This is a genomic window from Acinetobacter sp. YH01018, assembly GCF_013420295.1.
Classification (GTDB): Bacteria; Pseudomonadota; Gammaproteobacteria; order Pseudomonadales; family Moraxellaceae; genus Acinetobacter.
On the sequence record NZ_VOYL01000049.1, the window covers coordinates 1 to 20,814 of the forward strand.

General features: G+C 39.3%; 18 protein-coding genes and 1 pseudogene. 14 read left to right on the forward strand and 5 right to left on the reverse strand.

The window, feature by feature from the left end:
• A pseudogene (locus FTT83_RS13335) lies at positions 1-103 on the forward strand (IS982 family transposase); the annotation flags it as partial.
• On the opposite strand, the gene FTT83_RS13340 reads toward FTT83_RS13335, so the two are convergent.
• Positions 100-609 carry an IS630 family transposase gene (locus FTT83_RS13340; RefSeq protein WP_180042888.1) on the reverse strand — a complete coding sequence of 170 codons (510 nt, stop codon included), beginning with the start codon at positions 607-609 and terminating at the stop codon, positions 100-102. The pseudogene FTT83_RS13335 and the gene FTT83_RS13340 sit on opposite strands and share 4 nt — an antisense overlap.
• A gap of 44 nt (positions 610-653) precedes the next feature.
• A complete protein-coding gene (locus FTT83_RS13345) occupies positions 654-959 on the reverse strand; it encodes an IS630 transposase-related protein (RefSeq protein ID WP_086199124.1) in 306 nt (101 codons plus the stop codon).
• A 110-nt stretch (positions 960-1,069) separates the two neighbouring features.
• Here FTT83_RS13345 and FTT83_RS13350 point away from each other — a divergent pair, with 110 nt between their 5' ends.
• Entirely contained in the window at positions 1,070-1,603 is a 534-nt protein-coding gene (locus tag FTT83_RS13350; RefSeq protein ID WP_257224429.1) for a hypothetical protein, read from the forward strand.
• A 124-nt stretch (positions 1,604-1,727) separates the two neighbouring features.
• On the opposite strand, the gene FTT83_RS13355 is transcribed toward FTT83_RS13350, so the two are convergent.
• On the reverse strand, positions 1,728-3,959 hold the full coding sequence (locus FTT83_RS13355; RefSeq protein WP_180042843.1) for an NADP-dependent isocitrate dehydrogenase: 2,232 nt from the start codon (positions 3,957-3,959) through the stop codon (positions 1,728-1,730).
• 1,166 nt (positions 3,960-5,125) lie between these two features.
• On the opposite strand from FTT83_RS13355, the gene FTT83_RS13360 reads away from it, so the two are divergent.
• From FTT83_RS13360 to FTT83_RS13385, 6 genes are all read left to right on the forward strand, one after another.
• On the forward strand, positions 5,126-6,400 hold the full coding sequence (locus FTT83_RS13360) for a sensor histidine kinase KdpD (protein WP_180042844.1): 1,275 nt from the start codon (positions 5,126-5,128) through the stop codon (positions 6,398-6,400).
• Positions 6,401-6,474: 74 nt separating this feature from the next.
• Positions 6,475-9,234, forward strand: coding sequence for a bifunctional [glutamate--ammonia ligase]-adenylyl-L-tyrosine phosphorylase/[glutamate--ammonia-ligase] adenylyltransferase (gene glnE / locus FTT83_RS13365; protein ID WP_180042845.1), 2,760 nt, complete (start codon positions 6,475-6,477; stop codon positions 9,232-9,234).
• An 18-nt stretch (positions 9,235-9,252) separates the two neighbouring features.
• The gene (locus FTT83_RS13370) at positions 9,253-10,179 is read left to right on the forward strand and encodes a branched-chain amino acid transaminase (protein ID WP_166171246.1); all 927 of its coding nucleotides are present in this window, start codon (positions 9,253-9,255) and stop codon (positions 10,177-10,179) included.
• A 165-nt stretch (positions 10,180-10,344) separates the two neighbouring features.
• Positions 10,345-11,412, forward strand: a complete 1,068-nt coding sequence (locus tag FTT83_RS13375; RefSeq protein ID WP_180042846.1) for an RNA-guided endonuclease TnpB family protein — start codon at positions 10,345-10,347, stop codon at positions 11,410-11,412.
• A gap of 39 nt (positions 11,413-11,451) precedes the next feature.
• Positions 11,452-12,342, forward strand: coding sequence for an ELM1/GtrOC1 family putative glycosyltransferase (locus FTT83_RS13380; protein ID WP_180042847.1), 891 nt, complete (start codon positions 11,452-11,454; stop codon positions 12,340-12,342).
• 13 nt (positions 12,343-12,355) lie between these two features.
• Positions 12,356-13,162, forward strand: a complete 807-nt coding sequence (locus FTT83_RS13385; RefSeq protein WP_180042848.1) for a polysaccharide deacetylase family protein — start codon at positions 12,356-12,358, stop codon at positions 13,160-13,162.
• On the opposite strand, the gene FTT83_RS13390 is transcribed toward FTT83_RS13385, so the two are convergent.
• Both FTT83_RS13390 and FTT83_RS13395 read right to left on the reverse strand, forming a co-directional pair.
• Positions 13,163-14,095, reverse strand: a complete 933-nt coding sequence (locus tag FTT83_RS13390; protein WP_180042849.1) for a glycosyltransferase family 2 protein — start codon at positions 14,093-14,095, stop codon at positions 13,163-13,165.
• A 1-nt stretch (position 14,096) separates the two neighbouring features.
• Positions 14,097-15,068 (reverse strand): ELM1/GtrOC1 family putative glycosyltransferase, encoded by a 972-nt coding sequence (locus tag FTT83_RS13395; RefSeq protein WP_180042850.1) that lies wholly within the window; start codon positions 15,066-15,068, stop codon positions 14,097-14,099.
• 182 nt (positions 15,069-15,250) lie between these two features.
• On the opposite strand from FTT83_RS13395, the gene FTT83_RS13400 reads away from it, so the two are divergent.
• The 6 genes from FTT83_RS13400 to FTT83_RS13425 are packed head-to-tail and all read left to right on the forward strand — an operon-like array spanning position 15,251 to position 20,713.
• On the forward strand, positions 15,251-16,315 hold the full coding sequence (locus FTT83_RS13400) for a glycosyltransferase family 4 protein (RefSeq protein WP_180042851.1): 1,065 nt from the start codon (positions 15,251-15,253) through the stop codon (positions 16,313-16,315).
• A gap of 35 nt (positions 16,316-16,350) precedes the next feature.
• Positions 16,351-17,409, forward strand: coding sequence for a dTDP-glucose 4,6-dehydratase (gene rfbB, locus FTT83_RS13405; RefSeq protein WP_180042852.1), 1,059 nt, complete (start codon positions 16,351-16,353; stop codon positions 17,407-17,409).
• Positions 17,409-18,287 carry a glucose-1-phosphate thymidylyltransferase RfbA gene (rfbA, locus tag FTT83_RS13410; protein WP_180042853.1) on the forward strand — a complete coding sequence of 293 codons (879 nt, stop codon included), beginning with the start codon at positions 17,409-17,411 and terminating at the stop codon, positions 18,285-18,287. Before rfbB ends, rfbA begins: the two co-directional genes overlap by 1 nt.
• Positions 18,288-18,290: 3 nt before the next feature.
• The gene (locus FTT83_RS13415) at positions 18,291-19,388 is read left to right on the forward strand and encodes a DegT/DnrJ/EryC1/StrS aminotransferase family protein (RefSeq protein ID WP_180042854.1); all 1,098 of its coding nucleotides are present in this window, start codon (positions 18,291-18,293) and stop codon (positions 19,386-19,388) included.
• Position 19,389: 1 nt separating this feature from the next.
• On the forward strand, positions 19,390-19,959 hold the full coding sequence (locus FTT83_RS13420) for an acyltransferase (protein ID WP_180042855.1): 570 nt from the start codon (positions 19,390-19,392) through the stop codon (positions 19,957-19,959).
• Between the two features lies 1 nt (position 19,960).
• Positions 19,961-20,713, forward strand: a complete 753-nt coding sequence (locus FTT83_RS13425; RefSeq protein WP_180176737.1) for a glycosyltransferase — start codon at positions 19,961-19,963, stop codon at positions 20,711-20,713.
• Positions 20,714-20,814 lie beyond the last annotated feature (101 nt).

The following is a 20,814-nucleotide window of genomic DNA, read 5'->3' on the forward strand; positions in this document are numbered from 1 at the left end:
TCATCGTTCGGTAAATAACTTCATGGTGAATATCATGGCTGCTGTAGTGGCTTATTGTTTGAATCCCAATAAGCCAACTTTCCAAAATATGCTAAAAGGCTAAGCAGATTTCGTCGAACTCAGGTTACTAAATAAACTATCACAATGTTTTTTGAATAATTCATCAATGTCTTTTATTCGGAACTTATTTCTAATCGACTTTACTCGTGACCACATTTTTTCTATTGGATTTAAGTCCGGGCTATATTTAGGAAGCCACACAATGTAATGGCCTGCACAGCGTACCAATTCTTGAAGTCTTTTCCCTTTATGAAAGGTCGCATTATCCATAATTAAAACACTGGTTTCTTTCAGCTTCGGTAATAAATCCTGTTCAATCCAGCATTCAAATACCTCAGTATTCACTGAACAATCAAATACTCCAACTGTCAGCAATCTATTCTCAGTTAATGCACCGATCGCATTGCTACAATTTTTTAACTGCCAGTTAAATTCACCTTCAGCCCTCGTTCCTTGAGGGCTATAACTATACAATCTCGTACTTTCGCTTTGAAAACCACTTTCATCGATATACACCAGTGGTAAGTGTTGTTCTAAATATTCAATCAGGTTCTGAAATTGCCGACGTTGATTTTGATCTGCTTTAGGGTGCTTTAACGTCTTTTTTTACGCGATATTCCTGCGGCATGTAGCGCATTGAATACTGCATGGGTACTGACACCAAAACGTTCTGCCCGTTCACTAATATAATCATCAGGATATTGTTCAACATCCTTCAATATTTGCTCTTTGCTGATTTTAGCTGGACGACCTGGAATTGGTTTAATCTCGGTTGATTTTTTCCATAGCTGTATCGTACGCGTGCATACCCCAAAATGTTGAGCAGCTTTACGTACTGACAGTTGATCTCTTGCCATAATTTCTATGACTTTGTCTTTAAAATCTTTTGAATATCCCATGTCTTATAGTGTATTAAATATTTGAGAACTTAGCTATATTTCTAGCTATTGTCCCTTTTTTAGTCTGGCTTGATAAAGCCAAGCGTTTTACGCATCGGCGGAAATTTTATTTGAATCGCTTGGAAGCGGTTAAGGAATACTTGGATAATTATTATAATTCGGACAAGAATAAATTGGAGAAGGACTGCGCTGCACAAGCATTAGTGTGTTCTGAGAAAATTGGACATTTAGAAGTGGATTATGTAATTAAAGAGTTTCCACAACGTTTTTTTATAATTGCTAAAAAATTAATTACTGCACGCCATTTTATAAAAGCATTTATTGCAGATGATAAAATAATTCTTGTAGCGCATTCCTCTAAAGAAAATTATAAAAAGAAAAGAATGATTTTGGTTGGGATGTATTTGTCTTCAATTATTATTATTCCGCTAAATAATATTTTGGTCTTTCTGATCAAAAAAATAGGCTGGTTTCCTTTATTTGATGTGTCGGAATGGGTGGTGGTAGCAGGAGGGTTCTGTACTCTTGTTATTGGTACTATTATTGCCATTATTTCTGGTCTTCTATTTCGTACGATTGATGCGGCTATAGAAATTTATGATGATTTAAAAGTGGAGTGTATTCCTAAAAAGCAAGAAAGCTAAATTTGGTCTGAATTCTAGTTCATAGTCTTGAATGAAAATTAGAGTCTTATAAACAGACACATAAAAAAACCGGCGCCTAAACGCCGGTTTTTTACATTACTAACTTTCGTCAGTTCTGGAAAGCTTAGATTGAAGCAAGAGCAGTATTAAATGTAGCACTTGGACGCATTACTGCATTTACTTTCTCTTGATCAAGAGCATAGTAACCACCGATGTCTACAGCCTTACCTTGTACTTGAGCAAGTTCAGCAACGATTTTCTCTTCGTTTTCAGCAAGTGCTTTTGCAAGAGGAGCAAACTTCGCTTTAAGCTCAGCATCTTCGTCTTGTGTAGCAAGCTCTTCAGCCCAGAATTTAGCCAGGTAGAAGTGACTACCACGGTTATCCAGCTCACCAGTACGGCGTGAAGGAGACTTGTCGTTGTCCAGCAAGATACCGGTTGCTTTATCTAAAGTTTGAGCAAGAAGTTTCGCACGAGCATTGTTTTCTTTAATGCCCATTTCCTCTAATGACACTGCAAGTGCCAAGAACTCACCTAAAGAATCCCAACGCAAGTGGTTTTCTTCTACAAGTTGTTGTACGTGTTTAGGTGCAGAACCACCAGCCCCAGTTTCGTACATGCCACCACCGGCCATTAACGGTACGATAGACAACATTTTTGCAGAAGTACCCAGTTCCATGATTGGGAACAAGTCTGTGAGGTAGTCACGAAGAATGTTACCTGTTACAGAAATGGTATCCAGACCGCGAGCAACACGTTCAAGTGTGTAACGCATTGCACGAACTTGAGACATGATGTGAATGTCTAAACCAGTTGTGTCGTGATCTTTCAAGTATTTTTGTACTTTCTTGATCAGTTCATTTTCATGTGGACGGTACGGGTCAAGCCAGAAGATTGCAGGCATGCCAGAGTTACGTGCACGAGTTACTGCAAGTTTCACCCAGTCACGGATCGGTGCGTCTTTCACCTGACACATACGCCAGATATCGCCTTCTTCCACATTTTGTGACATCAACACTTCACCTGTTTCAAGGTCAGTGATGTTCGCAATACCTGCTTCAGGAATTTCGAATGTCTTGTCGTGTGAACCGTATTCTTCAGCTTTTTGTGCCATCAAACCAACGTTTGGCACAGTACCCATGGTACGTGGGTCGAAGTTACCATTCCATTTACAGAAATTGATCATTTCCTGGTAAATACGTGCGAATGTAGATTCAGGCATGACTGCTTTAGCATCATACTGTTTACCATCAGCACCCCACATTTTACCACCGGCACGGATCATTGCAGGCATAGAAGCATCTACGATGATGTCGTTAGGAGAATGGAAGTTGGTGATGCCTTTAGCTGAATCAACCATCGCTAGTGCTGGGCGGTGTTCTTGACACGCGTGCAGGTCACGGATGATTTCGTCACGCTGTGACTCTGGTAGGGTTTCAATCTTTTCGTAAAGATTAGCCATACCGTTGTTTACGTTAATGCCTAATTCGTCGAACAGTTTACCGTGTTTTTCAAATGCATCTTTGTAGTAAATTTTCACACAGTGACCGAATACAATCGGGTGTGAAACTTTCATCATGGTTGCTTTAACGTGTAAAGAGAACAAAATGCCTGCTTCACGGCAATCTTCAAGTTCTTTTTCATAGAAATCGCAAAGCGCTTTCTTGCTCATGAACATTGAGTCAATGATTTCACCATCAAGCAAAGCAAGTTTCGGCTTGAGAACAATGCTTTCACCAGACTTGGTGATGAGTTCCATTTTTACATTGCGTGCACGGTCAAGTGTCATTGATTTTTCACCGTGGTAGAAGTCGCCTTCATCCATGTGTGAAACGTGAGTTTGTGACCATTGTTTCCACTCGCTCATTGAGTGAGGGTGTTTTTTCGCATAATTTTTTACAGCAGTCGGCGCGCGACGGTCAGAGTTACCTTCACGCAGAACCGGGTTTACAGCAGAACCGAGGCATTTGCTGTAACGTGTTTTAATTGCTTTTTCTTCCTCAGTCACCGGGTTTTCCGGATAGTCAGGAAGAGCATAGCCTTTCGATTGAAGTTCCTTGATACAAGCTATCAACTGGCCAACTGACGCACTAATATTTGGGAGTTTAATGATATTAGTGTCTGGGTCTTGTGTAAGATTGCCAAGCTCTGCCAGGGTATTCGGTACTTTCTGCTCATCGCTGAGGAAGTCCGTAAATTCTGCAAGCACACGTACGGCTACAGAGATGTCTTTTTTAACAATCTCTACACCAGCTGGCTTGGTAAAGGTTTCAATGATCGGCAGCAGGGAGTAGGTCGCCAATAGTGGCGCCTCGTCGGTCAATGTGTAAATGATTTTTGACTTTCCACCAGCCATATATAGCCCCTTGCTTTAGATTGAGTTTGTCAGTACCGAGCTTTTGGCTCAGTTCTGCGAACCGGTTTGCTTAAATAAAACATTAAAAGTATTGGCGCTTATTTGCACCTCAGCCGAACAGCAATATCTTGCATATTGGTCTTTGGCTGAAAATTTGTATACATCAGTGTTGTTCACCAATCCCCCTATTCTACGTGAAATTTAGTTATTTTTCGAATCGGGGTGAGGCTTTCGGTCTCTCATGTGGCAATTCCCCGTATTTGGTCATATAAGTAGAGAATCTTGCTTAATAAGTTATATAATTTATTATTATCAATAACTTATTTGTATGAATGCCTCCTGCATAAAAAAAAACCGGCGGGCGATTTTTTGCCGATTTATAAACTAATTACTTAAGACATGTTGGGTATCATGGAAATAAATTATCTAGCAGGGAAGAAGAGGTAAATTTTTCTTAGATTGATTGGACAATTATTTGGGGGAGATAAGCATTTATTACTGTTATTCATGACTGCGCTGAAAACTGTGCTGGCAACGATCATGATCATTACTCTCATCGAAAATGGGTTGCAGATCTGATGTAAAAGAAGAAGTTAAATAAATGAATAGCTGTTCTGAGCAGTAGTATATGAACAGGACAGTCCTAGAGAGACAGAAAAAGCGTTGAGAGGGAGACTCAAAAAACAGCAAGGCTAAAAAGATGATTTTTTAATTGTTGTGCAAGAAATATGGCAATTTGCTGTATATGATTTCTGTAACATAGAGTATGCCTGAACAATTGAATGATGAGCTGATCAATTGTGCTGTGTTTAAACAAATGGATGATGAGCTAAACACTTAATCATCTGACTGTCCCGATGAAAACTGGAAACCATGCTATTGTAGTCAAATGTTGACTAAGGATAGCTTTAGATTTTCGCTTCGAGTCCGACCCTCGGGATATATATTCAAACCATATCAGTGATTAATAATAGATTGGTTTTTTATTGTTTGAATAGAATTGTGATCTGCTTTTGATGCCAAGGTGAAAACTAGAGTCAATATTGGGTATAAATTGTCACTGTTTGTCTTTATTCATTGTCTTCAATATGAAACTTTGTTAATAAGATGAAACATGATAATTATTTCTTTAAAACAACAAATAATAGTGATTGGATGAATCAAATATGAAAATGCAGTTGCTTGAAATAGGCTCGGAAACTGAGCAGCTTAGTGCATGTAAAATCTCACTATTGTTAGGCGTTTTTACAGCAACGAATCAGGTTGAGCGTTTTTTAAGGTTTTCCCGCAACATGCTTGGTGCTGAACAGGCGGTACTGGCTTTTCATCATGAGCCTTATATCTGGTATTCCTCCAATCATGGTTTTAAGGCTTTTTGCTCGCCTGATGAAACCGGTTTAAGCCCTTATTTTGAAGGGCGTAATTTCATTGATCATCAGCACAGTCAATATCCGAATCTGGTGCAGCATGTGAGTCAACTCGGTGTAGAAGCCAAGCGTTATCTGGCTTTTGATTTGCGTTTAAGTAACGGTACTTCAATTGGTCAGGCGCTTTTTTTTGATCAGCAGAAAAAACCGTTTCATCCTGAAAGTATTACCAATGTCAGTGACTTGACCAACAGTCTGATCCATATGATTGAACTGAAAGCAGATCATGCTGAACTGAAGGAAATGTACGAGCAGCAAGCGGCGCTCAATTTCAGTAAAACCAAGTTTTTCCAGATTATTGCCCATGACCTGAGAGCCCCATTTCATGGTTTGCTCGGCTTTTCAGAAGTGCTGGCGCAAGAGCGTGAAACACTGGATGAATCCAGCATACAGAATATTGCTGAATATTTGTATGATACGGCACAATCGACTTATAACCTGCTGGAAAGCCTGCTGAACTGGGCAATGGCTGAAGGCGGACGTTTCATTTATCATCCCATTAATTTTGAATTAAAACAGTCAAGCAAGATTGTTTGTGACGTATTACATAGTTTGGCGGTAAAGAAAAATATTCAGTTAATTGACCAGATTGAAGAAGGCATCAAGGTCTATGCTGATATCAACATGATTACTTCAGTGATACAGAACCTGGTTTCCAATGCTTTGAAATTCACCCCGACCGATGGTACGGGGCGTGTCATCATTCATGCACATGAGTCCGAAGCAGGGGTGCATATTTCTGTACGGGATACCGGTCTGGGGATGAGTCGGGCACAAATGGATCAGCTGTTCCAGCAGTCGGTTACGGTCAGTATTAAAGGGACTGCAGGAGAAAAAGGTACCGGTCTGGGCCTAGTCTTGTGTAAGCGTTTTATTGATTTGAACCATGGGCAAATTTTTGTAGATTCTACAGAAGGTGAAGGTACGACATTTAATGTGATTTTACCGGCAGCCACCAGTGTCCATCAGGCTTTAGCCCAGGAACAGCCTAAAATTGAAAAAGTAAAAGTATAGAAAATCAATTTTTCTTTTCCACTATTTCTTTTCAGCTGCTATAACTAGAAAAAAATCAGGCTGAAGGTTTTAAGATGAATGCGGAACAATTGCACAACACATTGCGTGCGAGCCAATATGCAGAACAGGTGTTGGGAAAACACAGCGCTCTACTAGAACAAGATTATGCAATTGATCAATTTCTCCTTCCTTTAACCACCATTCAAATCCAGAATATTGTTCATGACACGCTAAAGCAGATTACAGATGAAAGCACCTGGATGCATGCTATTCGTGTGCTTCGTGCGCGCTTGATGTTCCGCTGGATTTGGCAGGATGCCAACCGGTTGACGGATGTGATAACCCTGACCCGTGAGCTTTCCGATTTTGCCGATACTGCTATTTGCGCGGCTAAAGATTTTGCCCGTGCTCCATTGGTGGCCAAGCACGGTGAGCCTATCGGCTACGGTGGTGAGGTGCAGGATTTAATCGTGGTCGCCATGGGCAAGCTCGGGGCACAAGAGCTTAACCTTTCAAGTGATATTGATCTTATTTTCGGTTTTGATGAACAGGGCGAAACCAATGGTCGCAAATGTATTGATGTACAGCAGTTTTGTATTTTGTGGGGGCAAAAGCTGATTTATCTGCTTGATCATATTACCGCAGACGGTTTTGTGTTCCGTGTTGATATGCGCCTGCGTCCTTGGGGCGATGGTTCAGCTTTGGCGATTAGCCATGTTGCCCTGGAAAAATATTTAAGCCAGCATGGCCGTGAATGGGAGCGCTATGCATGGATTAAGGCACGTATTGTGACTGGTGGTAAAGAAGGTGCAGAACTGCTGGAGATGACCCGTCCATTCGTATTTCGTAAATATGTTGATTACACCGCCTTTGAAGCCATGCGTGAAATGAAGGCGATGATTGAACGCGAAGTACAACGCCGTAATATCGAAGATGATATCAAGCTTGGAGCAGGGGGGATTCGTGAAGTCGAATTCATCGTTCAAGTCTTTCAATTGATTTATGGTGGCTCAAAACTTGAATTACAGGATCGCCAGTGTCTGGTCAGCCTGCATCATTTGGGGGAAGTGGGGCTTCTTGAACAAAATGCCGTACTTGAACTGGAAGATGCCTATCTGTTTTTGCGCCGGATTGAACATGCCATTCAGGCACTCAATGACCAGCAGACCCAATCCTTGCCCAATGAACCTGATTTAAGAAATCGCATGATTGAAACGCTGGGTTTTGATAGTTGGGAGCAATTTTTAGAAGTGCTGAATCAAAAACGTGCCAAGGTCATCTATCAGTTTGAGCATTTGATTAAAGAAAAAGAACCTGATCCGTTAATTGAAAGCTTTACTCAATTAGAGAAACAGCTAAATGAAGTGCTGGATGAAGATGCCAAAAATCTGGTGCATGAATTCTGGAATGGGCATGCGCTGAAAAAATTGCCAGCCAAAGCCGTACAGCGTTTAAAGACGTTTTGGCCACACCTGATTGAAGCGATTTTGCAGTCTGATAAACCGCAAGTGGCACTGTTACGTTTGATGCCTTTGGTCGAATCGGTCCTGCGCCGTACCGTGTATCTGGTAATGTTGATTGAAAGTAAGGGTGCGCTGCAGCGTCTGGTGAAAATGGCCACGGTGAGTCCATGGATTTGTGAGGAACTGACCCATTATCCGGTACTGCTGGACGAATTTTTATCGATGGATTTTGAATTGCCGAAACGCAAGGATCTGGAAGATTCACTGCGCCAGCAACTGTTGCGCATTGAGATTGATCAGGTTGAAGATCAGATGCGCGTGCTGCGTTTATTCAAGAAATCCAATGTATTGGCTGTGGCAGCCAGTGATGTGCTGGCGGAAAGTCCATTGATGAAAGTCTCCGATGCATTAACCGATATCGCAGAAGTATCCGTTAATGCGACATTAAATCTGGCTTATCAAATTACTGCTAAAAAGCATGGCTATCCTTTAGATGTAGAGGGGCAGCGCTGTTCACTCGATCATATGGCATTCGCGGTCGCAGGCTATGGCAAACTAGGTGGCATTGAACTGGGTTATGGCTCGGATTTGGATCTGGTATTTATTCATTATATGAGTGAACAGGGTGATACCGATGGTATTAAACCGATTAGCGGTTTTGAGTTTGCTATACGCGTGGCACAGAAATTCATGTCGCTGATGACCACACAAACCTTAGATGGGCGGGTCTATGAAATTGATACCCGTTTACGTCCATCGGGTGAGGCGGGACTGTTGGTGACCAGCCTCAAAGCCTTTGAACAATATCAATTAAAAAGTGCCTGGGTGTGGGAGCATCAGGCGCTGGTTCGTGCCCGATCCATTGCCGGTGAAGCTTCCCTGCGAGAAAAGTTTGAAGATTTACGCTGCCGCATTTTGACCCAGCCACGGGATGAGGCGAATGTTCGAGCAGAAGTGCTGAAAATGCGTCAAAAAATGAAAGACCATTTGGGCTCTTCCAAAGAGCAGCAAAAAGATGGGATTTTTCACTTAAAACAGGATGCAGGTGGTATCGTTGATATCGAATTTATGGCACAGTATGCGGTATTAGCATGGAGTGGGTCGAATCCTGATCTCGCCCATTACTCCGACAACGTACGAATCCTTGAGGATGCCGCAAAAACGGATCGCTTATCCAGCGCCGATGCGACAGCATTGATTCAAGCTTATCTCCGTGAACGAGCCGAGAGCCACCGTTTAGCCCTTGCAAATCAATCCATGCAAGTTGCAGCTGACGACTGGTACGATACCCGAGAGGTCGTTTGCAAGTTATGGCAAAGATTAATTGATCCAACTGCAACTTTTGCGTTGGATAGAAATGACTGTGTATAAAAATTTGGAGTGTGTGCCATGAATTTGGCTGATCGTGATGGTTTTATCTGGCAAGATGGACAAATGGTTGACTGGCGTGAGGCGAAAATCCACGTCCTAACTCATACATTACACTACAGTATGGGTGTCTTTGAGGGTGTCCGTGCTTATGAAACACCAAATGGTACCGCGATTTTCCGTCTCCAAGATCATACCAAGCGTTTGCTTAACTCTGCAAAAATCTATCAAATGAAGGTTCCATTTGATCATGCAGCACTTGAGCAGGCTCAAATTGATGTAGTACGTGAAAATAAATTAGCTTCATGCTATTTGCGTCCAATTATCTTTATCGGTTCGGAAAAACTCGGTATTGCTGCAACGGATAATACTATTCATGCCACTGTGGCAGCATGGGGCTGGGGTGCTTATCTGGGTGAAGAAGCGATGGCGAAAGGTATTCGCGTTAAAACTTCATCATTTACCCATCACCATCCAAACGTGACCATGTGTAAGGCAAAGGCTTCCGGTAACTATACCTTGTCTATTCTTGCACACCAAGAAGTGGCACATTCGGGTTATGATGAAGCAATGTTGATGGACCCGCAAGGTTATGTATGCCAAGGTTCTGGCGAAAACGTATTCCTGGTAAAAGATGGTGCATTGCATACACCGGATATCGCTGGCGGTGCTTTAGACGGTATTACCCGTCAAACTATCATTACCATTGCCAAAGACTTGGGCATTGAAGTATTTGAACGTCGTATTACCCGTGATGAATTCTATATCGGTGATGAAGCATTCTTCACTGGTACTGCAGCTGAAGTGACTCCAATCCGTGAATATGATGACCGTATCATTGGCGAAGGCTGTCGTGGTCCAATTACAACAAAAATCCAGAAAGCGTTCTTTGATGCAGTTCAGGGTAAAGATCCTAAATATGCACACTGGTTAACTTACGTAAAATAAGTTGATTGGTTAAGATGAGGAGGCGGAACGAAAGTTTCGCCTTTTTTATCAAATGGAGCGTAAAACTCTGTCCTTCAGGGCAGAAATATATGCGACACGACATGAAATGTCGTTGAGTTTTTTAAAACTCAACACCTTTAATTTAACATGAGCTAATATAAGCTCATGAAAACACTTAAATTACGCATAAAAGACAAACATTGCAAGGTGCTAGACCAATTAGCATCTGAGGTTAACTTTGTTTGGAATTATGTGAATGATTTAAGTTTCAAACACCTGAAAAGAACAGGTGACTTTTTCTCAGCATTCGATATGGCTAAATACACAAAAGGGACTTCAAAATTGTGTGGTTTGCATAGTCAAACGGTGGATGCAATCAGAGAAGAATATGCTGGTAAAAGAGAACAGTTTAGAAAAGCAAAATTAAAATGGCGTGTGAGTAACAAAAAGTCAGCAAGACGTTCACTTGGTTGGATACCCTTTAAAAAAGTAGCGATTAAATATGCTGATGGATATGTGCAATATGGCAAGCATCAATTCAAACTGTGGGATAGCTACGGTATAGGCAAATACAGCGTTAGAACAGGCTCATTTGTTGAGGATAGTCGTGGGCGCTGGTATGTGTGTCTTGTTGTGGATAGCACTAAAGCTGATAAACCTACCGCCACCAAAGCGATCGGGATTGATCTGGGCTTAAAAGATATAGCCACCTGCTCAGATGGTACTGTGATTTCAAATCCTAAATTCTATCGAAAATATGAAAAGAAATTAGGTATAGCTCAACGAGCAAGGAATAAAAAACGTGTTCGTGCATTACATGCCAAGATTGCAAACAGTCGTAAAGATCATTTGCATAAGGCAAGCACTCTGCTTGTGAAAGAAAATGCACTGATTGTTGTAGGTGACTTAAGTGCGAAAAAGCTGGTGAAAACCAAGATGGCGAAATCTGTTTTGGACACAGGATTTTCAGCACTCAAAACAATTCTCAAGTATAAATGCGAGAACGCAGGGGTATTGTTTGAGGAAGTTAGTGAGAGGTTCACAACCCAAATTTGTTCGTGCTGTGGTGAGATCACCTCTAGCAGTCCACAAGGTAGAACAGATTTGCGAATAAGAGTATGGGAATGTGAGTGCGGAAGTATAAATCATCGTGATTTAAATTCCGCTAAGAACATACTTGCGCTTGGGCATAAGCGTCTAGCAGTAGGAATCACCCTCCTTTCAGGTGGGTGAGGATGTCAATGCTTAATGGTGTAAAAGGAAACAATAAACATGCATATTGTCTACGTCAGTGATGCTAAAGCGGGACACCGTTCGCAAGCAGTCGGTTTGTATAAAGCCATGCAGCGTATAAGCAATAGCGAAGTAACTTTTCAGGAAATCGCCATTCAGCAATTGCCAATTTTCACGCTTTTAAAAGGCATGTTGAGTCATCAATTGCCCCTGTTTGAAAAAAAGCCGGATTATATCTTTGGAGTAGGCAGCCATACCCAGTCACGGGTTTTGCTGCTGGGAAAAGTATATCCTCAGGCGAAAACGGTTATTTTAATGAAGCCGAATTTTCCTTTCAGCTGGTTTGATTATGCCATTATTCCTGAACATGATGGTATACCTGAATCCAGGCATGTTATTACCACTCAAGGGGCTTTAAACCCGATTGTCAATGAGCAGCGCCATCAAGCCAGTCGGGTCTTGATTGCTTTAGGTGGTTCTTCCAAACGCCATCAATGGAATGAAGCAAAAGTGTTGTCAGCAATTCAGCAGATCGTAGAAAATCATTCTCATAGTGCAATTATTCTGACTACCTCGCGTCGTACACCATCCGAATTTCTGGCTCATTTAGTTAAGCAACCTTATAGTCAGCATTTGCAAATCTTTCCGGTAGAACAAACCCCGCAAGGCTGGATCTTTGAGGAAATGCAGCAGGCAGAGGCAGTTTGGGTCACAGAAGATAGTGTTTCCATGATTTTCGAGGCTTTAACAGCCGGTTGTAAGGTAGGAGTGATTGGGATTGATCGATTAAAAGAAGATCGGATTACCCAATCGATTGATCACATCATTCAATCTCATTTGGTTTCTGATAGTACTTCAATTCAAGCGTTACCTGAACCTCATGCTTTTAAAGAAGCAGAGCGTGTGGCAACATATCTTTTAGCACAATAATCAGGTTGCTCTTGTGATTTATATTTTTATTCTCCTGTTGGTCTTATTCATGGCGTTTAGTTATCAATATGCATGGTGGAAACCAGCGGTAGACTGGAAACGCCCTCGGGTTTTAATGTATCACATGGTTAGGGACCATATTGATGGTGCCAAGTTTAATAAATTACGAGTAAAACCGACGGAATTCGAAAAGCAGGTAGCATGGATGAAAGCAGAAGGCTTTCATTTTGTGACTATGCAGGAATTACAACAAAATTGGGGTAGACACCCTGAAAAAACCGTGGCCATTACCTTTGATGATGGTTATCTGGATAATCTGGAAAATGCTTATCCAATATTAGAAAAGTATCAGGCTAAAGCGACCATTTATGTAGTGGTAGACCGACATGATCGAGATTGGTCAACCTATAAAAAAGCCCATCATAATAGTGGTGAACTGGCGCGTGAGCCAAAACTGAATGATGAGCAAGTGAAGTGGTTAGCAAATTCAGGTTTGGTGGAAATTGGTTCACATACGCTGACTCATGCCAATATGGCGAAACTAAGCGATGAAGAATGCTTGGCAGAATTAACTCAATCCAAGCAGGTATTGGAAAACTTAATCCAGCAGGAAGTGACGAGCTTTGCTTATCCCTTTGGAATTTATTCTACACGTGATGTGGCGCTAGTCCGAAAGGCAGGCTATCACAATGCAGTGACCACAAAAGAAGGTATAGATTTAGAGCAGCCCGATTTTATGCAGTTGCAGCGAATTAAAATCAGCGGTAAGGATTCATTGTTTGCGGTGAAATTGCGAATGAAATTAGGCAAAAGAGCGTAATTACGCTCTTTTGTTAATCTTACGCACATGATCTAATTGATTAAAATATGTAGTAAGCTTTTGGTGATGTTTATTCCAGGTTTGAATAGGATTAATCCGCGCAGCTAAATAAATCAGAAAATCAGAAAAGTTTTTCTTTGGGGTGTGACGAATACTTTTCCAGTATGTTGAAAGTGCTTTTTTGGTTAATAACTTTTTATCTTGTTCATTTATGTCAGGATAATCCTGAATAAAGTCATCAATTGTAAAGAACATATCGTGGTGTTGTTGCTCTAAGTGGCGCGATAAACGATTTTCTCCACGAACCGATTTGGTTTCCGTTTCATCTAAAAGAACAAAAACACTATGTAAATTGCTAGAAATAATTTTTTGAGAATATTTGGCTAAATTTAGGGCGAGTGATTCATCTTGAATAAATATATTTTCATTACAGCCTTTAGACTTTAAAAATAATTCACGTGTACACATGACACACATTTGCATAATATTATTTTCGAGTACATAGCCTAGAGGAGTCGTGCTAGATTCCCAGGTTCCAATAGTATGTTTTTGAATTTCATTTAAATCGTGAATCTTTACTTTTTCTGCATAGCATAAATCTGCCTGCTGTTTTTGCATCTCATGTAAAAACATATTTAAGCGATTTGGGGCTAGGATATCGTCAGAGTCCATGAAAAAGAGATAATCACCAGTCGCAGCAAATGCACCTTGATTTAGGCGAACCGCAGGACCTTTATTGTCCGTATTCTGGATAATTTTAACTTTGGGATAATTGGCTAATAAGCATTGATAATTAGTCGGCCATTCTGGGTCTGTAGAACAGTCATCTACCACGATAATTTCATGTAAATTTTCATCTTCGGGTTGCAATGAATCGATCGTTCTATTGAGTAATAAACCCTTATTGTAGTGAGTGAGGACGACTGAAATCATTTTAATATCCTAAATTACGTTTAAAAGCCTGAACAATCGGTCTAGTTAAATCCAAGGCTTGGGTATTTTTATACTCTGGATGTTGAAAGTCCGCTGCTAAATTTTGTCGTTGCATGAGTTTATGTTGAAGATATTTCTGATTTAAAGGTTCTAAAATAGACTTGGAATTATAAATTGAGCAGATGAAGCGACCACTTTGAATAGTTTCAGCCAGCATAGAAGTACTATCTTCTGTGACAAAAATATAAGTGGCTTGTTTAATAAGCTGAACTAAAGATAAAGCATTTTTTGTTTGAACTAAATGCAATTGAATATTTTTAGGGATTTTTGTCTTTTGAAAATAGCGATCTAAATTCGGTGTGCGGCGTGAATTGGTGATGAGCCCCTTCAGCTGATTTTGAGTACAAAATGCAATAAATTTATCGATGATTTTTTCAAAATCGTCATATGTAAAAGGATGCTCATCTGTCGGACCACCTAAAATCAGCAAGGCAGTGGTTTGATCAAGTTGATCCTGTTGCATATTAATAAAGTCTTTTTTAACTGGTGGGGTGGCAAGCACAACTTGGTCCGACGCAGTATTTTGTTCTAGTGCTGTAATTGTACAGTTCACCAGTTGTCCATTCACTTTGCGTAAATCACCTGCGTAAAACAATGGAACTTTTAATCTGCGACTGACAAAAATGCCATAGAGCAAATTTGGCATGCCCGAACAAATAATACAGTCAATATTTTGCTTTGACTGAAATTTTTTGAAAAAAATGGTTGAGCAAAAAACAAATAAAGGAGGATACCAACTGAGCTTTTTCAATATGCTTATTTGCCATTTTTTTATGCTTGGAGTTTCGACTTTATCTAAGGTTGTTGTATAAGCTGTTTCTAGGCAGTCATATACGCCCAGACTGGGGTTTAAGTGTCCAGCCCGTTGATCGTGAATAAGGAGAACTGCGAGACTAGGTTTGCTTTTCATCATATTTGAACGTTTGCTCTATCTACTTTGTATGGTAACAAAATTCTATAATCTTGTCAGAGACTTGAAGTAAAGCGAATATGCAAGGAATTATTTTTAAAGAGACGATGGTTTCTCCAGACTGAAAATATTAGAATGTTGACCCAATAAACAATTGGTAAAATTTACTTTATAGGCTCTTGTTCTTGAAAAAATTAAAAATTATTCATACTGTATATGGCGATGCTTCGGGTGGTCGTTGGCAAGCGATGCTCAATACTTTTGATGCCTTAGCCAGTAAAGGGCATGAGGGTGTCTTGGTATATGGTGAGGAAAATAAGAATTTAAAATCTGAAAATTATCCAAAATTTTGTCTGAACAGTTCAGGGTTTTATGATTTGCTAGCAGCAGTAAAGCTGGCTTTGTGGTTGCGTACTTATCGTCCAGATGTTGTGATTGCCCACAGTGGACGTGCAGTTTATTTGTTTAAAAATGCAATATTTTTTGCACGAATCAAATGCCCTGTGATTGCAATGAATCACAGTCATAATGTGAAAAGAATGCTGAGAGCAGATGGATTTATTCATATTACCCCTTATGTGGGGCAATGTGTTGCAGTAGCGGCAAAAAAGAAAAGTATAGATTTAACTAAAAAACCACAGGCTATTATTTCAAATTTAATTCACTTACCTGAGAGTCAGCCCTCTTTTTCTGAAATGCTGAGTGAACCAGTTGTCTTAGGCATTATGACGCGTTTGGTTGAATATAAAGGTACACATTTAGCAATTTCTGCGGTACAGCAACTCAAGCAACGAGGATATAAAGTAAAGCTTTTGATTGCCGGGGACGGTGAGCAGAAAGCTACTTTAATTCAGCAAGTTAAAGATTTAAGTTTAGAAAATGAAGTTAAGTTTTTAGGCTGGATTGGTGGTGAAGATAAAAGAAAATTTTACGATGATATCGATATTGCACTTGTCCCTACCATGAATGATACCCAACCTTTAGCCATATTAGATGCTTTTGCTTGGGGAAAACCAGTGGTTGCGAGTGATCATATTAGTGTTCAGCAGATTATTCGCCAAGGTGAAAATGGTTTGATGGCAAAGTGTGGAGATATAACAGACTTGGTTGATAATCTTGCTTTTTTCATTGAACATCCTGAGCAAATTTGTAAAATTGCACGATCAGGATACCAAGATGCTGAAAATGAATATCAATTCTGCAGAGTTGCGGATAAATTGAATAATTTTCTTTATTTCGTACTTAATTAATAATGTCTTTCTGATCTGGGTGTATTGAGTTTGTTATGAAAATATTAGTTACAGGTGGTGCAGGGTTTATAGGTTCAGCTGTAATTCGACATCTGATAAAACATACAGATCATGAAGTTTTAAATATAGATAAATTGACTTATGCTGGTAACCTAGAATCATTAAAAGAAATTGATCAAAGTCCAAAATACCAGTTTAAACAAATGGATATTTGCGAAACCGATCAAATCACGAAAGCAATTGAAGCATTTCAACCGGATGCAATTATGCATCTGGCAGCTGAATCACATGTGGATCGTTCAATTGATGGTCCAGCAGCTTTTATTCAAACCAATATTGTTGGTACTTATACTTTACTTGAGGCTGCCCGAAAGTACTGGATGAGTCTTGACTCAGATACTAAACAGCACTTTCGTTTCCATCATATTTCAACTGATGAAGTTTATGGTGACTTAGAAGGGACAACCGATCTATTTACTGAAACAACTTCATACGCACCAAGTTCTCCATATTCAGCATCTAAAGCCAGTTCGGATCATTTGGTTCGTGCTTGGTATCGAACTTATGGCTTACCTGTGCTTGTGACCAATTGTTCAAATAATTATGGTCCTTACCACTTTCCAGAAAAGCTGATTCCATTAGTCATTTTAAATGCACTCGATGCTAAGCCTTTACCTGTATATGGTAATGGGCAGCAAATTCGGGACTGGTTATTTGTAGAAGATCATGCCCGTGCTTTGTATAAAGTGGTGACTGAGGGAGTAGTGGGTGAAACCTACAATATTGGTGGGCATAACGAAAAGCAGAACATTGAAGTGGTGAAAACCATTTGCAAAATATTGGATGAATTGAAACCACAAAGTAGTGGTCAATCTTATGAATCACTGATTACTTTTGTTAAAGATCGTCCTGGGCATGACTTACGTTACGCCATTGATGCAGCGAAAATCAAGAATGAGTTAGGTTGGTCGCCAACTGAAACTTTTGAAACCGGTATCCGTAAAACTGTTGAATGGTATTTAAATAATTTGGAATGGTGTCGTCGTGTGCAAGATGGCAGTTACCAACGTGAACGATTAGGTGTAACTTTATAATGTCAAATACAATAAAGGGTATTATTTTAGCAGGCGGTTCGGGTACACGTTTATACCCTATTACTAAAGGTGTATCTAAACAGTTACTCCCAATTTATGATAAGCCGATGGTGTATTATCCACTTTCGGTACTCATGCTTGCGGGTATTCGTGAAGTATTAATCATTAGTACTCCTGACGATATTGATGGATTTAAACGATTATTAGGTGATGGTTCTCAGTTTGGTATTCAGATTGAATATGCAGTCCAACCTAGTCCAGACGGTTTAGCACAAGCATTTATAATTGGTGAAAGCTTTATTGGGGATAGTAATGTTTGCTTAGTGCTTGGCGACAATATTTTTTACGGTCAAGGTTTTACCCCAATGTTGCGTCAGGCTGTGTCACGTCAAAAAGGTGCGACTGTATTTGGCTATCAAGTGAAAGATCCAGAACGTTTTGGGGTAGTTGAGTTTGATGAGCAAAAACGTGCGGTATCTTTAGAAGAAAAACCGAAAGATCCAAAATCACACTTTGCTGTAACAGGATTATATTTTTACGATAATGATGTGATTCAAATTGCAAAACAGGTTAAACCTTCTGAACGTGGTGAGTTAGAAATTACAACTGTAAACCAGATGTATTTAGAGCGTGGTGATTTAAATGTAGAGTTGCTTGGACGTGGTTTTGCATGGTTGGATACAGGGACACATTCTAGCTTACTGGAGGCTGCTCAATTTGTAGAAACCATTGAAAAGCGTCAAGGTTACAAAGTGGCTTGTCTAGAAGAAATTGCTTTGAATAATGGTTGGCTGAGCAAAGGACAAGTTTTAGAAATTGGTCAAAGCATGAGTAAAAATGACTATGGGCAATATTTGATTTCTTTAGTGGAAAACTAAAAAATGACTCAGCCAATTTATGTAACGCAACCTGTTTTACCTGAGCTTGAGGAATTTATTCCTTATTTAGAGCAGATTTGGAATAATAAAATTTTAACCAACTGTGGGCCGTTGCATCAGCAGTTGGAAAAAGAACTTTGTGAATATCTTGGTGTTGATTATATTTCATTATTTAATAATGGAACGATTGCATTAGTAACAGCACTACAGGCACTTGGACTTGAACAAGGTGAAGTGATTACGACACCATATACTTTTGTTGCTACGGCTCATTCGATAGTTTGGAATAAACTTACGCCAGTCTTTGTCGATATTGATCCGCAAACATCTAATATTGACCCGATAAAAGTTGAAATGGCAATTACAGATAAGACAGTCGCGATTTTACCAGTACATTGTTATGGGATTCCTTGTGATGTAGAGAAATTACAAGATATTGCCAATCAGAATAATCTTAAACTAATTTATGATGCAGCCCATGCCTTTGGTGTAATACATCAGGGTAAAAGCTTATTAAAATATGGTGATTTAAGTGTAATGAGCTTTCATGCTACAAAAGTATTTAATACTTTTGAGGGGGGAGCAATCGTTTGCCATAGCGCTGAAATGAAACAGCGTATAGATCGTTTAAAAAATTTCGGGATTGTGAATGAAAGTACAATAGATGATGTTTCTTTGAATGGGAAATTGAGCGAAGTACATGCTGCACTTGGTTTATTGCAATTAAAGAATATAGATAGCACATTAGCAGCGCGTCAAAAGATAGACCATATTTATCGTAGTTCATTCATAGATACAAAAGGTATATGTTGTATAGAACGTACAGATTTAGAAAAAGATAATTACTCTTATTTCCCCATCGTTATTTCTGAATCATATCCACTCAGTCGTGATGCGTTATTTGAAAAATTGAAGCGTCATAATATTTTTGCAAGAAAATATTTTTATCCGATAATGACTGATTTGACTGTTTATAAAGAATATCAATCAGACACCCCTGAAGCGAAACGCTTATCAGAGCAAGTGCTTTGCTTACCACTATATCCAAATCTTTGCATGGAGTCAGTGCAAAAAATTATTGATTTAATTAAGGATAATTAAGATGGCTTTTTTAACAGAAGATCAAATTAAAGCCATGGGCTTTCGTTACGTAGGTGAAAATTGCTTACTTTCAGATAAGGCCTCTTATTATAATTGTAAAAATATTAGTATTGGTAGCAATACTCGTATAGATGATTTTTCAGTACTATCTGCCGGGGATGGTGGTATAGAAATTGGTGAGTATGTCCATCTTGCGATTGGTGTGAGTCTCATTGGGGCTGGGAAAATTTCAGTTCAAGATTTTGCAGGACTTTCATCTCGGGTTTCGGTCTATAGTAGTAATGATGATTATAGTGGTCAGTTTATGACGAATCCTATGGTGCCTAGTCAATACACAAATGTGACGAGTTCAGATGTAATAATTGGAAAGCATGTAATTGTTGGATCTGGAAGTGTGATTTTGCCTGGTGTGACTTTAGAAATAGGTGTCGCTGTTGGTGCATTAAGTTTAGTAAATAAAAATTGTTCAGAGTTTGGTATTTATATTGGGACTCCTGTAAAACGAATTAAAGAGAGAAAAAAAGATTTACTTGAGTTAGAAATAAAACTAAAAAATGAGGAATCTATTTAGTATGAATATATTGGTTTCAGTCTGTATTGTTACCTATAATCAAGAAAGATTTGTAGAGCAGACTTTACAAAGTATTCTAAATCAAAATACAAATTTTCAGTACGAAGTTATTATTGGAGATGATTGCTCTACTGATTCAACTAGAAAAATAATAGAAGATTTTTTACTAAAATATCCCGATATTATAGTTCCAGTTTTTCATGAAAAAAATATTGGCCCTTTAGAAAATCTTAAGGCGGTATATAGAAAAGCGAAAGGTAAATACATTTATCATCTCGATGGGGATGACTTGGCTCTTCCGAATAAATTGCAACGGCAATTTGATGTAATGGAATCCAATTCAGATTGCGTCATCTGTACTCATGATATGCGATATATTGATGCTGAAGGAAATAAGGTGCGAGAATGGACCCATCAAAAGGGTAAATTCGATTTAGATTATTTATATCTAAATTTACCTTTTTTTGCACATTCATCAAAAATGTTCCGAAATGATTTTATGTTTGATCATTTTGATGAATTACACCCTCAAGCATTAGATATTGAAATACATATTGAGCAGGCTAAAAAAGGATTAATTTATCATTTAGATGAAGAGTTGGGGGCATACCGTGTAGATGTTGGAATTAGTACTATTGGGAAAAAGATTAACCCGATTTTACCTATGGGTATAATGAGAGTATATGATAAGAAATTGGTGGAAGAAAATGATTTATATAAACTTGAACAACTCTGTACACGACAAATTTCATAGGATCCTTGTCCTATCAGGCTTTTTCTTTCTTAAAATTGCTAGCACTTTCTTAAATTCTTCTTTTTTTCCAAAACCAATCAAACGTAGAATAGCCATTTGAA